General features: G+C 35.9%; 16 protein-coding genes and 1 tRNA gene. 5 read left to right on the forward strand and 12 right to left on the reverse strand.

Features of this window, described 5'->3' with window-relative positions; translation table 11 throughout:
- Nucleotides 1-2 precede the first annotated feature (2 nt).
- Nucleotides 3-1,139, reverse strand: coding sequence for a zf-HC2 domain-containing protein (locus CLO1100_RS11940; protein ID WP_014314007.1), 1,137 nt, complete (start codon nt 1,137-1,139; stop codon nt 3-5).
- A gap of 20 nt (nt 1,140-1,159) precedes the next feature.
- Complete coding sequence (locus CLO1100_RS11945; protein WP_014314008.1) at nt 1,160-1,756, reverse strand: sigma-70 family RNA polymerase sigma factor; 597 nt, start codon at nt 1,754-1,756, stop codon at nt 1,160-1,162.
- A 248-nt stretch (nt 1,757-2,004) separates the two neighbouring features.
- Here CLO1100_RS11945 and CLO1100_RS11950 point away from each other — a divergent pair, with 248 nt between their 5' ends.
- Entirely contained in the window at nt 2,005-2,436 is a 432-nt protein-coding gene (locus tag CLO1100_RS11950; RefSeq protein ID WP_014314009.1) for a response regulator, read from the forward strand.
- Here CLO1100_RS11950 and CLO1100_RS11955 read toward each other — a convergent pair.
- The 3 genes from CLO1100_RS11955 to CLO1100_RS11965 all read right to left on the reverse strand — a co-directional run bounded on the left by CLO1100_RS11955 (nt 2,391) and on the right by CLO1100_RS11965 (nt 3,503).
- Nucleotides 2,391-2,768 (reverse strand): UDP-N-acetylglucosamine 1-carboxyvinyltransferase, encoded by a 378-nt coding sequence (locus CLO1100_RS11955; protein ID WP_014314010.1) that lies wholly within the window; start codon nt 2,766-2,768, stop codon nt 2,391-2,393. The genes CLO1100_RS11950 and CLO1100_RS11955 overlap by 46 nt on opposite strands.
- A gap of 255 nt (nt 2,769-3,023) precedes the next feature.
- Complete coding sequence (locus CLO1100_RS11960) at nt 3,024-3,293, reverse strand: spore coat protein (protein WP_014314012.1); 270 nt, start codon at nt 3,291-3,293, stop codon at nt 3,024-3,026.
- A gap of 12 nt (nt 3,294-3,305) precedes the next feature.
- Nucleotides 3,306-3,503, reverse strand: coding sequence for a hypothetical protein (locus CLO1100_RS11965; protein ID WP_004622077.1), 198 nt, complete (start codon nt 3,501-3,503; stop codon nt 3,306-3,308).
- A 223-nt stretch (nt 3,504-3,726) separates the two neighbouring features.
- Between CLO1100_RS11965 and CLO1100_RS11970 the strand changes: the two genes are divergently transcribed.
- Entirely contained in the window at nt 3,727-5,106 is a 1,380-nt protein-coding gene (locus CLO1100_RS11970; protein ID WP_014314013.1) for a TrkH family potassium uptake protein, read from the forward strand.
- A gap of 63 nt (nt 5,107-5,169) precedes the next feature.
- Here CLO1100_RS11970 and tyrS read toward each other — a convergent pair whose 3' ends face one another.
- From tyrS to CLO1100_RS11985, 3 genes are all read right to left on the reverse strand, one after another.
- A complete protein-coding gene (tyrS, locus tag CLO1100_RS11975) occupies nt 5,170-6,396 on the reverse strand; it encodes a tyrosine--tRNA ligase (protein WP_014314014.1) in 1,227 nt (408 codons plus the stop codon).
- 331 nt (nt 6,397-6,727) lie between these two features.
- Nucleotides 6,728-7,384, reverse strand: coding sequence for an NAD-binding protein (locus tag CLO1100_RS11980; protein ID WP_014314015.1), 657 nt, complete (start codon nt 7,382-7,384; stop codon nt 6,728-6,730).
- Nucleotides 7,385-8,017, reverse strand: a complete 633-nt coding sequence (locus CLO1100_RS11985; RefSeq protein WP_014314016.1) for a TrkA family potassium uptake protein — start codon at nt 8,015-8,017, stop codon at nt 7,385-7,387.
- 323 nt (nt 8,018-8,340) lie between these two features.
- Here CLO1100_RS11985 and CLO1100_RS11990 point away from each other — a divergent pair, with 323 nt between their 5' ends.
- The gene (locus tag CLO1100_RS11990; protein WP_014314017.1) at nt 8,341-9,027 is read left to right on the forward strand and encodes a DUF421 domain-containing protein; all 687 of its coding nucleotides are present in this window, start codon (nt 8,341-8,343) and stop codon (nt 9,025-9,027) included.
- A 5-nt stretch (nt 9,028-9,032) separates the two neighbouring features.
- Complete coding sequence (locus tag CLO1100_RS11995; protein ID WP_014314018.1) at nt 9,033-9,425, forward strand: DUF4363 family protein; 393 nt, start codon at nt 9,033-9,035, stop codon at nt 9,423-9,425.
- Between the two features lie 2 nt (nt 9,426-9,427).
- On the opposite strand, the gene CLO1100_RS12000 is transcribed toward CLO1100_RS11995, so the two are convergent.
- Nucleotides 9,428-10,435, reverse strand: a complete 1,008-nt coding sequence (locus CLO1100_RS12000) for a sodium:calcium antiporter (protein WP_014314019.1) — start codon at nt 10,433-10,435, stop codon at nt 9,428-9,430.
- 203 nt (nt 10,436-10,638) lie between these two features.
- Between CLO1100_RS12000 and CLO1100_RS12005 the strand changes: the two genes are divergently transcribed.
- A complete protein-coding gene (locus tag CLO1100_RS12005) occupies nt 10,639-12,228 on the forward strand; it encodes an IS1182 family transposase (protein WP_014312332.1) in 1,590 nt (529 codons plus the stop codon).
- Between the two features lie 157 nt (nt 12,229-12,385).
- Here CLO1100_RS12005 and CLO1100_RS12010 read toward each other — a convergent pair.
- The 3 genes from CLO1100_RS12010 to CLO1100_RS12020 all read right to left on the reverse strand — a co-directional run bounded on the left by CLO1100_RS12010 (nt 12,386) and on the right by CLO1100_RS12020 (nt 14,741).
- A tRNA-Val gene (locus CLO1100_RS12010) sits at nt 12,386-12,462 on the reverse strand.
- Between the two features lie 75 nt (nt 12,463-12,537).
- Nucleotides 12,538-13,881 (reverse strand): MFS transporter, encoded by a 1,344-nt coding sequence (locus CLO1100_RS12015; RefSeq protein ID WP_014314020.1) that lies wholly within the window; start codon nt 13,879-13,881, stop codon nt 12,538-12,540.
- A gap of 80 nt (nt 13,882-13,961) precedes the next feature.
- Nucleotides 13,962-14,741: a hypothetical protein gene (locus tag CLO1100_RS12020; RefSeq protein ID WP_014314021.1), complete on the reverse strand. Its 780-nt coding sequence runs from the start codon at nt 14,739-14,741 to the stop codon at nt 13,962-13,964.
- Between the last annotated feature and the right edge of the window lie 62 nt (nt 14,742-14,803).

Consider the following 14,803-nt stretch of genomic DNA (forward strand, 5'->3'; position numbering starts at 1 on the left):
AATTATTTATCTGCAAAAAATATTCTTACCGTTATCATACCACTATTCTTTACAATCTCATCCATCTTTTGCGATAAATCATCTCTTTCTTTTTCCAGAGTTAACGTATTTTCACCTTTTATTTCCATATTGCTGATTTGCTGGGTCAATTCATCCCTCTGTTTTTCAAGTTCTTTATATTGATCAGTTATATTCTCTTTTGTAACAGGTAGCTTTATGCTAATGTCCAGATTATATTTATCATTAGCCAACTGCTGAATTTTAGTAAATGATTCTAACGTTATTACAAAATCAGCATAATTATTTTGAGCCATAATAACTATAGCTTTGTCATCAGCAGTTAGCTCTTTGCCTCCTAACTCTGACATTAAGCCTTTTAAGGCTTTATTTTCACATTCTTTATCCTGAGTTGCCGAATTTAAAGTCATTTCCGCAGTATTTGAAAAATACTGCAGGGTAGCAGTTTCTTCAGCAATTTTTGCTTTGTATACTGACTCTGTTTTCTCTTTTGATTCTTCATCCGTTTTTTTCGTACTTTGACTTGATTTTGATACAGCTTTGTTTTCACCTTTTTCCTCAAAAACTCTTTTTTTCGGGTAATCTTTCACTGTACTCTTGCTGTTGTCAGCTGCAAATTTGTCGGATGAAGGTTGGCTTTCATTATTATTACCCTCTTGGGCACTAAAGTTCTGTACTGATTCCTGTGTGGAAATAGCAGAATCCTTTGCACTAGCCTCAGTAGAATTAGAAGCAGTTATACCTGTAGAAATACCGGCAGCCTGCCGGTTTAAATCTGTATGAGGAAGCATACTGTATGCCACTAAGGATATTACCAGTACAGCAGCCGTTGACAGCACCGCAATTAACTTTTTATTATATATAAACAACCTGCCTTTATTTACTTTTTGATTTTCCGCGACGTCTACCAGCCTGTCATGGAGGGAAGACGAAAAATTCTGTGGCAACATAATATCGCCGCTTTCTCTGCACAACTCTGCCAGAGCTAAAGCTTCCTTGACCTTTTGAGAACATTTACTGCACTCATTTATATGCTTTTCAAATTCTATTTTTATTGCCTCTTCCAGCATGTCATCAATATATAAAGATACATAGTAATCTGATTCCTTGCAAAAATCCATTTCAATTCCCTCCTTTCAATTTATTTGACGTAATCGGTAAATAAATGTTCCTTATCCTTGCATAATAATTCCCTTAGCTCGTTTCTGGCCCTGCTGATTCTTGATTTCACGGTGCCAACAGGAATTTTCATTGTATCCGATATTTCATCATAACTAAGTCCCATAAAATCACGGAGTATGATTACCAAGCGGTTTTTTTCGTTCATTTTATCCATGGCAGCTTTAATGGCCTGTTTCTGTGCATTGGTCTCTGCTACTTTTTCCGGCCCCGGATTATCTGAAACCAGACTGTCTTTCAGCTGTAAATCCTCAAAAGTGCTCTGCTCTATGGAGACTACTTTCCTTTTCTTGTTTTTTCTAATAAAGTCCAGACATACATTAGTTGCAATTCTGTAAAGCCACGTAGATATGGCACAATTCCCTTTAAAGCTTTTTATGTACTTAAAAGCCTTTATAAATGTCTCCTGAGCCTGTTCATATGCATCTTCGGTGTTATTGAGCATCCTGTAGCAAATACTGTATACTTTTGAATAGTAAACAGTCGTAAGCTCTTCAAATGCCCCTACGTCCCCGTTGCGTGCCTTGTGCAACAAGTTGTTTTCATTTATTGTTTCCATATTTTAGATCCTTACTTTTTTTATAGATCTGAAATGCCATTGTACCCAATAGCCTATAATATTGCAAGCCTTCATATATTCAAAACAATTATACCATAATAATGTACAACAAAAATGTAACTTTAAATTCATCATTTTGTATAATATTTACAACCTTTTATTTTAAATAATAAATTTGGAGGTTTTTTGTATTCTATATCGAATACTGTACTGGAAACAAAATACAAATACATAAGAAGGAGTCTGCTATGATTAGTACTATCCTTGTAACTGATGATAATATCCTGGACAATGCAATACTAAGAAATTATCTTTACAAAGAACGTGTTAATATAGTTTCAGTCCTTAATGGACGAGAAGCTCTGGATATGGTAGAAAGCAGAAATGTTGATGTTATAATACTTGATTTGGTAATGCCGGTTTTAGATGGGTTTGGTTTTCTTGAGGAATTCTGCAAAATGAGTTCTTATAAGGAAATACCGGTAATAATTGCATCCAACATAGAAATGGATCAAATTGAAAAAGTGTTGAATTACGATATTTATGATTTTATCCCAAAACCAATTAATGAGATTAACAGAATGGTGGTAGTAAATAAGGTTAGAAAAGCCATACAATTCAGAAAGATGATTAGTCAACTTAAATTACTTGAATCTAAAGTAACACACTCACCCGGATAACTTATAGTCACTTTTCCTTCTCTGGCCAGTAAAGGACCCATTAATATTATTGATGATCTCATTTCTGCGGCGAGATGTTCGGGAACCTCTGTAGATGATAATGTTGATGAATCCACAGTAACAACGTTATCTTCTACTTTTACTTTGCAGCCGATAGTTCTTAAAATTTCAATTATAACTTCCACATCCTTAAACATCGGACAATTTTTGATTACATTCTCGCCACGATTAAGAATTGTAGCAGCTAATATTGGTAAAACAGCGTTTTTGGCACCCTCAATTTCTATTTCACCTTTTAATTTTTTACCTCCCGTGACTATTATTTTGCTCATAATAAAAAAACACCTCCGTCATTCCGGGACATTGTTGATATTTGTAATGTCACTTTTTTTCACTCCTATTTTAAAGTTAATTATAATACGTTTTATCTCGAAATATATGAAGCTTATAATAGCCCTATATAAAAAATTAAAATACATATATATAAACCTCTATCCCTGCAATATCAGTTTATGCGTATTAGAATAAAGTGTTACTCATGTTTAAATTACAACACAAGGCAGGCTGCTGCCTGCCTTGTGTTTTTTTTATCCCATTTGGGATTCTATACCCTTAACCTTTTGCTGTGCTTGTGAAATCTCCTGCTGGTTTGCGTTTTGTACAGAATACCAGCCTTTTTGGGACATCATATCAAAAACATGTTTCTGTTCATCAAAAGTTCTGGTCAATATGCTCTTTGCATCGTTTCTAAGAGCCTGATTGGAGCTTTCCAGAATCAAATTTGTTAATGATGATGCAGCAAGCTTTCTTTCATTTAATATAGATGCCATTATTTCCTTATCAGTTAACTCTGCCATATTCTACACCTCCTATTGTTGACCTGCTGTGTTTATGTGCTTCATCAAAAGCTGCAATCCATTCTTCTCTTCACTAGCCAATTGGTTGCAAAGATTCTTTACTTGGCTGTCATTTGCAAGCTGTGCGCAACCTTGTAAATACTTTATGTTGTTTTCACACATACTGATATTATCCTGAATCAGCATCAGTTCTTTACTTGTAAGTGGCATGTCAATCCTCCTTTTTACCTTTGTAAAAATATTCAACTTAGTTATAAGTTGAACTCAAATGTTATTTTATACAAATATAAATATCATATTCTTAATTAATAATAATCGTATCATATGATGAAAATTTCTTACTAAAGATGATAATTGAAATAATGGGTAATATATGGTAGTCTATATAATTAGACGTAAATACAAAAATATAAATAAAGCGGGTACTAACTAAATGAAAATGAGAAAAATAAAAAATAAGGAACATCATCTGTTAAATATTGCTCCATCAAAGCTTTTGGTTTTAAGTTTCGCAGTTTTGATACTAACAGGGGCCATACTTTTGTCCATGCCGTTCTCCAGCAGATCGGGAGAATGGACACCTTTTATTAATGCCCTGTTTACCTCTACCTCGGCATCATGCATAACGGGCCTGGTAGTTTACGATACCTATACTTACTGGTCCACTGCAGGGCAAATAATTATATTAACATTGATTCAAGTCGGGGCTTTGGGGATTATTACTCTGGCAACATTCTTTTCTCTGTTATTAAAGAAAAAAGTCGGCTTAAAGGGGATGCTCATTGCTCAGGAATCCATTAATGCCTTCAGGTACGATGAAGTTCTGAGACTTGTCAGAAGAATTGTAACTACTACCCTGCTGGTTGAAACAATCGGGGCAATATTATTGTCTATTAGTTTTGTGCCCAAGTTCGGTGCCTTTGGCTTTTATATGAGTGTTTTTCACTCTGTTTCTGCCTTTTGTAATGCCGGCTTTGACATAACAAGCGGTGCCGTTAGCGGAAAATTCCTCAGCATTACACCTTTTAACAACGACCCTATAGTAATATACACTATTTCAGGTCTGATAATAGTTGGCGGACTAGGATTTACGGTTTGGAGAGATCTATATGAGTTCAGAAAAAACAAAGCACTCCTCTTTCATACAAAACTGGTCCTGGTTATAACTGCTCTACTTTTGGTATCCGGTACTCTATTTTTCTTTGCAAACGAATATAGCAATGCTAAAACGCTGGGACCTATGAACTTTTTTGAAAAAATTAATGCAGCCTTCTTTCAATCGACAGCAGCCAGAACAGCAGGCTTTAATTCAATTAACCTTGCCGATATGAAAGAGATATCAAAAGTCTTCACAGTTTTCCTTATGTTTGTAGGTGCTGCTCCCGGCTCCACCGGAGGTGGTATAAAGGTTACTACATTTGGCGCCGTGATGATTGCTGTTTTTTCACAAATAAAAGGCTCCGGGGATGTAGTTCTTTTTAAGAGAAAATTGCACCAGTATACAGTAAACAAAGCGCTTTCAATAACCGGACTAAGCGCTATTCTCGTGGTAATAATTACCACTGCCATTGTTACAATCCAAAGTAATTTCCATGTATTGGACATACTATATGAGACAACTTCCGCCTTTGGTACAGTAGGGCTAACTCTTGGCCCCACACCCTTACTGAATACCGCCAGTAAAGCACTCATTATTCTTACAATGTTTTTGGGAAGGGTCGGCCCTTTATCCTTTGCTGTAGCATTGACCCTGAAGTCCTCTAAAAGAACTTCCGACATTGTTTATCCTGAAGCCAAGATACTTGTAGGATAAAAATAACCGTTTGAATCAGTTTATATCTAGAACTGATTCAAACGGTTATTTTTTTAATCTATATTACACAATCTTTACCTTTACAAAGTTCTTCTTGCCCTTCTGAAGCATCATTTCACCGTTGACAAGGTCATTTGTACCAACCGTGTAATCAAAAGCGGTTATCTTTTCGTCGTTCAGAAGTACCCCTCCCTGCTGAACAGCTCTCCTTGCCTCACTCTTTGAAGGGGTAAGTCCGGCAATCATCAGCAAATCAATTATTTTTATACCCGCCTCAATATCAGCAGTTTTCACTTCAACAAACGGTATACTGTCGGATTGGCCTTTTCCTCCGAATATTGCTTCTGCGGCTTCTTTGGCTTTTCTTGCCTCTTCTTCACCGTGTACGATTTTTGTAACCTCATAAGCCAGAACTGCTTTTGCCTCGTTTATTCCAGCATCTTTCAATGAACCAAGTCTTCTTACCTCATCCATAGGAAGGAATGTCATCAGTGCTAGACAATTCTCAACATCATTATCAGCTATATTTCTCCAGTATTGGTAAAATTCGTATGAGGTAGTCTTTTCAGGATCTAGCCAAACTGCGCCGTTCTCGGTTTTGCCCATCTTCTTACCTTCACTTGTAGTCAGAAGTGTGAAGGTCATTCCGTAGACATCCCTACCCTCTGATTTTCTTACTAGGTTGATCCCTCCAAGAATATTTGACCACTGATCGTCGCCGCCTAACTCCATCTTACAGCCATATTTTTTGTTTAAAACAAGAAAATCATAGCTTTGCATAAGCATGTAGTTAAATTCAAGGAAAGTCAAGCCCTTTTCCATTCTTGATTTAAAACATTCTGCAGTAAGCATTCTGTTTACAGAAAAATGTACGCCAACATCTCTAAGGAATTGAACATAATTTAACTCCATAAGCCAATCGCTATTGTCAACCATAATTGCCTTGTTATCGGAAAAATCAATAAACTTGGATATCTGAGTTTTGAAACTATCTGCATTGTGTTTGACAATTTCCCTGGTCATCATTTTTCTCATATCATTCTTACCCGTAGGGTCTCCAACCATGGCCGTACCGCCACCTATGAGAACTATAGGTACATGGCCCGCCTGCTGCATATGAGCCATAACCATCAACTGTAGAAAATGTCCTATATGCAAACTGTCTGCTGTTGGATCAAAGCCGATATAGAAAGTGACCTTTTCTTCACTTAAAAGCTTTTTTACTTCTTCCTCATGGGTAATCTGTGCAATAAATCCTCTTTCCTTTAATACATCAAAAACACTGCTCACCTTAATCCACTCCTTATTTTCTTTTTGAAATATCGCGATATATAAAATAAAAGCCCTTTGTCCTATATAAGGACGAAGAGCTTCGTGGTACCACCTTAATTCACACTTTTGATGTAAAAATTATCAAAAATGTCTTATTGAGCTGTAACGGGCCTACCCGGCAATAGCAGCTCATAATCTGTAATTCACTTATCTGCGTACTCCAATCTTTTCACCAACCAGACTGTTCTCTAAAAGTACGTTGCAGACAGTTACTGTAATTAATCATAGCTGTTTTGATATTCTTTTTACAATTCTAACATATGAAATCAATAATATGCAATAAAAATTATTATCCCAGGAAAAAGTCCTTTAATTCCTGTTGATCCTGTATGGATGAGGCAGCCAGTATATGGTCTCCCTCCAACAAAAGTGTATCACCGTTTGGTATTATTACATTCTCTTCTCTTATAACTGAAATTAAAACACATTCCCTTGGAATATTTATTTCCTTTAGTTTTTTGTTTTTTACCGGGGAAGTCGAAGATAGCAATATTTCACTCAGAGAAATTTTACCGTTTTTCAATTTCATAAGAGTTTTCATTCCTGAGTAATCAACTTCCTGTTCTATTAAATCGGCAATTATTGAAGTACTGCTGACTGCAATATCTACACCAAGTTTTTCAAAGACAGTTATGTTCTTTGGATTATTTACCCTTGCTATGGTACGCTTTATGCCAAAATTTCTTTTTGCAAGCTGACAGGCAATAAGGTTTTCTTCATCCTTTCCTGTAACCGCAATAAATATGTCCGCTCTCTCTACATTACATTCAGTTAAATGCTCAATATTTGTTCCATCTCCATTTACTACACAAACATTCAACTGGTTTGCAATCTTTTCACAAAGTTCTTTCTGCTTTTCAATAACTGCTATTTTATGTTTATACGGTAGTAGGGTTTTTATAAGATAAAATCCAACTTTTCCTCCACCGGCAATTACTATATACATTTAGTTGATCTCCTTATTATTCTTATGGGTAGTATCCGCCACAACCAATATGTCACCTTTAACTAATCGTCCTGTGGCATTAGCCAATATAAATTCTCCCGACCGGATAATACCAAAAATCATACTCTGTTTAAGCTTAACCTGATCAATCCTTTTGCCTATATAACCATCCGCTAAATTTACATGTTTGAATAATACAGAGGTATTTCCGATATTATGTGTACTAACATCAGCATTTGACTCAACCATAGCCCTCATTACATTTACAGTAATATCGGTTGGACAAATAGTTTCCAGACCAAATTGATGAAACACATGTTCACGTGCAGGGTTATAAATTCTAGCAACAACCTTGGGTACCTTGAATATTTCTTTTGCCACCTGACAAACCATGATGTTTACATTATCATCTTCCGTTACTGCCACCAATACATCAGCATTTTCTATACCTGCCATTTTCAAAACATCCTGATCAATAGGTACTCCCGTCAAGGTCACTCCGTCAAAGTCAGGTGGAAGATTTTTAAAAGCTTTCGGATCGTTTGAAACAATTACAATTTCGTTTCCTTCCTCAGAAAGAACCTGTGCAAACTTTGCTCCAACCTTTCCACATCCTATTATAACTACCTGCATGATTTCCTCCTATTAAAAATCCAGATAAAAATAATGAGCATCATAGGTATGGTGTTTCTATCCCATACGTAATGCCCCATAGTAAAGAATACCAAACAATTATAACACTATTTAATTATTTTATTAATCCGCAAAAAATCATTAAATATAAAAATTAAATCTTCATCGCACCAAATAGAACCAGAATTTGCTGATTATCATTTATTATCTCAATATTTCTTCAAATTTAAAACATTATTTATTATTTAAATTAAGATGTATTTTTTTTAAGCTAATAAAAATAATAAGTCTATATAAAACCACATATGAAAAGAGGTATTTAATTGCTCGTTGTTTTTATAAGAACCCTGATACTTTATATTGTCGTAATCATTGCAATGAGGGTTATGGGAAAAAGGCAAATAGGACAGCTACAGCCTTTTGAGCTCGCTGTTGCAATCATGATTTCAGAGCTGGCCTCAGTGCCAATGCAAAACACAGGTATACCTCTGGTTAATGGAATAATACCCATACTTACCATGCTGGCTGCACAAATACTGATATCCTTTATTTCACTTAAAAGTACCAGAGCCAGAACTATTATCTGCGGACGTCCAAGTGTTCTTATTGCAGGTGGCAGAATAATGGAGCAGGTTTTCCGGCAAGAACTGTATACCCTTAATGACCTTTTGGAACAACTGAGAAGTAAAGATATATACAATATTGCCGATGTGGAATACGCAATATTGGAAACTAACGGTCAGCTTAGTGTCATACCCAAAGCCGGAAAATCCAAAGTAACCCGTGAAGACCTTAATATTTCCGGCAAATATGAAGCACCAGCCGTTGAAATTATTATTGATGGTGACCTTATTGATAAAAACCTGAAGCTTGCCAATTTAAGCAAAGCAAAGTTGGAAAGCGAATTAAAAAAGATGAATATACAAAGCACTAAAGATGTATTTTTTGCATGTGTTGGTTCAGATGGTCAGTTGTTCTGTCAGGAAAAGGAAAAAACTAAAAGGAGCTAAAAGATATGTCAAACAACACAAAAACAGTTACTGTAGTTGTTAGTTTAGTTTTGGTTATAATCATTTCAGGAGTTCTGACTCTATATTATCTGAATCGTTCCTGCGAAAAACTTGAAAAAACCGTAGACTCAGCTGGTTTATTTATACAATCTAAGCAATGGGACTCCGCAGAAAAGCTCCTGAATGATTTTGCATCCGATTGGGACAGAACAAAGTTTGGTTGGGCTATCCTTTTAGACCATTTTGAGATTGATAATATTGATAACTCATATATAAAATCTAAGAAATATGTTGAGAGCAAGGATTATCCTTCTGCTTTGGCAGAACTGGAGGCATTGAAAGAGTATATTAAACATATCCCCAAAAAAGAGAGTTTTTCCTTGGAGAATATTATGTAGGATTATTTAAATCCTCTGAGTATTAAAAATGCGATAAACAATGCATAAAATACCCCACCGGATAGGAGCGGCAATGGTGTTAAGCTCTTTTTAACTTTTACCCAGATATATGTAACAAGAGTTGAAGACAATGCCAGCAGAGAGCTTACCAATGTTATTATGTCAAGCTTCCAGTCCGTTGTGAGTATCCCTATTGAAACCGGTATACAGCTTTGGAATACCATAGCACCGGATATATTTCCCAGGGAAAGTGTATCCTTGTTTTTACTTATCCATATAACACTGTTAAATTTCTCAGGAAGCTCTGTTGCAATAGGTGTAATTATAATCGACAGGGCAAGTGTTGATATGCCTAAAGCCCCGGATATAACTTCAATATTCCCCACAAACATTTCAGCTCCAAGTATAATTGAGAAAAGTGCAAGAGCAATCTGAGCCAAAATAACCGGGATATTTTCGTTTAATTTGAATGTCTTTGAAAATATAAGCTCATCAATTTCTTCATTACTTGCCTTATCACTGTTTACTGTCTTAAATACGTAATAGATATAAGCGGCTATTAGAAGTATTGCAGTTATATTCTTGATAAAGCCTACAGAGAAAAATGACACGGAAATGGCACATGTATAAACAATTACGAAAAATGAAATGTCACGCCCAAGGATATCCAAATTGGTATTGAGGTTCATTCCTGTCTGTCGTCTGCCGGAGAATATTATTACACTTAAACCCGTTATAAAAAATGCAAGGGTCGATAGCATAAAAGGTGCACCGACAATAGCACCGATTCCTATATCCACGGAGTCCTTACGATTATTTGAAAAAAGCAAAGCAATTACAGGTATCAGTGTTTCAGGCAGACAGGTTCCGACGGCAGAAAAAATACTACCTACAACCCCGTCTCCAAGCCTTAGCTTTTTACCTAACCACTCAATTCCATTTGTAAATAACTCGCATCCTGTAAGGATTATTCCAAGACTAAGTAATAAAATTAGTATGTTATCCAGCATAGCTCTCTCTCTTCTCACTTTTTTAGGACAATGTCCTTAAATTATTCATATGCCGGATAGACAAGATTTAACACAAAAAGGGGCTGTTGCACAATGAATAAATTTATTCACTGTGCAACAGTCCCCTTTTTGTCCCTAAAATAGTAAAATGCGGGTCCCGTAGGGCCCGCAAGTGTTGTATAATTTAATTTGTGAAAAAACTTATGCAACATAAAAATTATACCGAATTTAACGGATACTATCAATTAGTTTTGCCTTTAAATTTGGAGATGTTAATACCTGAAGATGATTCTGTCAGACTGTTAAGCCAAATATTGGAGGGATTGAATTACACAAAGTTGTATAAGGCTTACTCTTCTACTGGAAGAAAACCGGCAGTTGACCCAAAGACCATGTTTAAGGTAATAACATATGCAAACTCAAATAACATATACTCAAGTAGAAAAATTGAAACTGCATGTAAAAGAGATATTAATTTCATGTGGTTGCTCCAAGGGGAATCAAAGCCAGATCACTCAACTATAGCCAGATTCCGTAAGGATTATCTTCCAGAGGCAATAGAAGACCTATTCTATCAAATGGTACAGCACCTGCATTCTATCGGAGAAGTTAAATTCGAAAACCTTTTTGTGGATGGTACTAAAATTGAGGCAAATGCAAACCGCTATACCTTTGTATGGAAGAAAGTAGTCAATAAAAACGAAGCAAAGATGTTTGAGAAAATAAAAGCTTGCTTAGAGGATATAAACCAGTCATATTTGACTAACTTTTCAGTATCAAAAGATAGCATATTGGCGGATTTAGAGCAAGTTCTTGAATATTTAAAGGACAAGCAAAAAGAAGATAACATAGAATTTGTTCATGGAATCGGAAAACGTAAAACTCAATTACAAAGATTCACAGAGCAGTTCAAGGAATTTAAAGAACGTCAGGAAAAATACAATGCCCATAACCAGCTGTTCGAGGGGAGAAACAGTTATTCCAAAACGGATACTGATGCAACATTCATGCATATGAAAGATGACCACATGCGTAATACTCAGCTAAAACCTGCCTACAATGTTCAGATTGGAGTTGAAAGCGAGTATGTTACTGGCATTGGAATTTTTCAGGATAGGAATGACATTGCTACACTAATCCCATTTCTAAAAAGTATGGAATCAAACTTAGGTAGATGTTATGAAAACGTAATTGCAGACTCTGGCTATGAGAGCGAAGAAAACTATCTGTATTTGGAAGAAAAGCATCAGAAAAGCTATATAAAACCTCAAACATACGAGATATGGAAGAAGAAAAGCTTCAAGAAAGATATCAGCAAGCGTGAAAATATGCAGTATGATGAAGAGAAAGATGAGTATACGTGCCATAATGGAAAACAATTAAAAATGTCAGGAACAACTCATAGAAAATCAGCAACAGGATATCGTTCCGAGATTAGCATATATGAATGTGAAGATTGCAGTAATTGCCCCTATAAGTCTAAGTGTACAAAAGCCCAAGGAAATCGCAAAATGCAGGTATCTAAGACATTTGTAAAAAAGAGACAAAAATCTTATGAAAACATCTTGACGGAGAAAGGCATTCTTCTAAGGGTAAATCGTTCCATCCAAGTTGAAGGAGCCTTTGGAGTTCTAAAAAGTGATTACAATTTCAGCCGTTTTTTAACACGAGGGAAAAACAGTGTTAAAACCGAATTTATCCTGCTGTGTTTTGGCTATAACATAAACAAATTACACTCCAAAATTCAAAATGACCGATGTGGAAAAGAACTTCATGAAGTAAAAGCCTGCTAAAATTCCAACGAAATCTAATAGGCCTATTAAAGTGCGCTCAAATTCCACAAAATAGGGAATTAACTACAGAGTAATCAACAATTTAACAACAAAAAATATTGGAGCAAAAGAAGGGAGCACCGCTGACTACTTTTTAAGTAGTTTTGCGACACTCCCTTGGTGACGAATACTGGGCTCGAACCAGTGACCCCTACCATGTCAAGGTAGTACTCTAACCAACTGAGCTAATCCGTCATTTGTACTACTATTATCCATATATTTTTATCTACTGTCAAGTATCTGTAACATTTTTTTAAATATATCGAACTATTATCCTGCAAGATAATTATCAGATTCTACATTTTCCTTTTTTCTACTATTGGTCCTGAATTTATAGGCAAAAAATACTGCGCACAGAATTACAAGTGTACCTGATAATCCAAATATTATCAGCATATTGTTGAGTACAGTTATCCCAATATTAATTTTCACATTGTCCAGGGCTCCTACGAGAAATGCTCCCAGCAATGCGCTTGCAAATCCGGCCAGTCCTGCCGCTGCAGCATTAAATCCTACAAATATTGTACGCCCTTCCTGTGGTGCGTGTTTGAACTGAATATTGAACAGTGACATGTTTACCCCTGCCCATCCGGCTCCGGCTACTATCTGAATAAACGGTATAATTACATAGCAGATTTCTTTGGTTACAAAAGCCCAAGTCAGGTGGCACAAGCCCAACATACCTATGGAAGCAACAGTAGTAACCTCCCAGCTGAATTTGTCAGCCAGTTTTCCCCAAACCTTAGCTGTAGAAGCCTGTACTACGGATAACAGAATATTTGCAAACATTATAAACGTATATGACAGTTTTAGACCTGTTACCATATAAACAGAAAAGAAAGGCAGTGCAATCTGCGCTGCAAAATTCCATGCTGCATTTAATAAGATAACCGAGAGGAACTGCTTATTTTTTAAAGGCAGCGTAAACAGACTCTTGATATTTATGTTCTGCCTAATAGGTACTATTTCAGGCTCTTTAATCTTTCTAAGTACATAAATATTCATTACAACTAAAACCAAAACAATTGAGAAAACAAAAATAAAACCCAGAAATTCTCTCCCCGACACTTTGAATATGTCAAGTATCCTACCCATGGATAGTGAAAGAACAGCGGCTGATGAAATTATAAAGGTATCCCTTAACCCAAAATACCTGCCCCTGTATCGCTCGGGAACTAGACTAATAATCCAACTTCCGCCTGCAGGGTTAGAAAAGCTGAAAATAAGATATGACGTAAAATACATACCTCCCAGCAAAAGCAACCTGACTGACGTATTCTGTGTTAAAAGCGGAATGACTATCATCAGTCCAAGCAATGATCTATAAAAAATACAGGTAATAACAATCAAGCTCTTTCTACTGGTAAGCTTCTCCAAAAATATCGGGCTGAACATCTGTAGAATATTGGCCAGCAATGGCATAGCCGCAATAAGGCCTATAATTTGATCGGATGCACCTAAAAATTTTGCATACCCCGCCAAAAACGCACCTGCTGTAAGGGTATAGACACCGTTGGAAAGGCACCCCTCAAGTATAAAACGCCTACGGCTTAGCTCATAATTCTCATCTGAAACATCGCCATAAAGCCTTGGTCTTTTAAATTTGAATACCATGGAAAATAATCCCCCATCAAAGAACATTAGTATAAATTATGCTATAAATATTGAGTGTAAATATAAGTGTTACAGTTCTATTACCTATGGGTTACTTCTACCTTATATTCTAAATCCATATAAATTTTTATAATAAAACGTTGCAGAATCAGGTTGGTTATCGTTGTCAAAAAGGCTCCAATAAACACACCTGCTATAGAGTTTCCTACTAAAAGAAATACCGGTAATTTAAATATTACAAAATAAGTTACAAGTACGCTCGCAATCTGAGCTTTCTTTCCCTTTGTAATCTCACTGCTAGCAGTCATTGCATCCGCCATTGTCAATTTCAGATCCAAAACATAGCAGAAACCGAAAACAAACATTACGTAAGCTATTATACCGGGAATAACAAAAAACATGGAGCCAAACATTACTAAAAGCCCAAAAATAACATTATAGGCTATAATCCGGCCCATATGCTTGAAAACACCTGAAAAACTTGCCCTAAATCCACTGTCTTTGCCTCTTTGTTCTGATAAGTAAGAATACATATAAACCGATAAGAACAAATTTGAAACAAGTTTGGACAAAAGAGATACACCAAGTGCCACTAAAAAAGCATACAAAATATGTATAGACGGCTGGTATATATCTCCGGACGAAGTTGAGGTGAGTGAGGTTAAATTGTTATAAATCTTCTCAATTTCCTCCACAGGGAACATCTGGGCATATTTGTATAATGCATATTTGCCTATCAATTGGCAAAAAAGGACAAGCACAAATATGAACCGTGCCAGCCCTTCTTTTTTTAATTTGTGAAACTTAATACTCTCCGGAAGATATTCAAAAAAAGTTTTGACTCCTGAAGAATTTTCCATTTATTATCCTCCAAGCCGCCAAGGCAGCATAAAATTTTTATAAGTCATAAATTTGTGTCAAC

This window comes from Clostridium sp. BNL1100, from assembly GCF_000244875.1.
Classification (GTDB): domain Bacteria; phylum Bacillota; class Clostridia; order Acetivibrionales; family DSM-1351; genus Ruminiclostridium.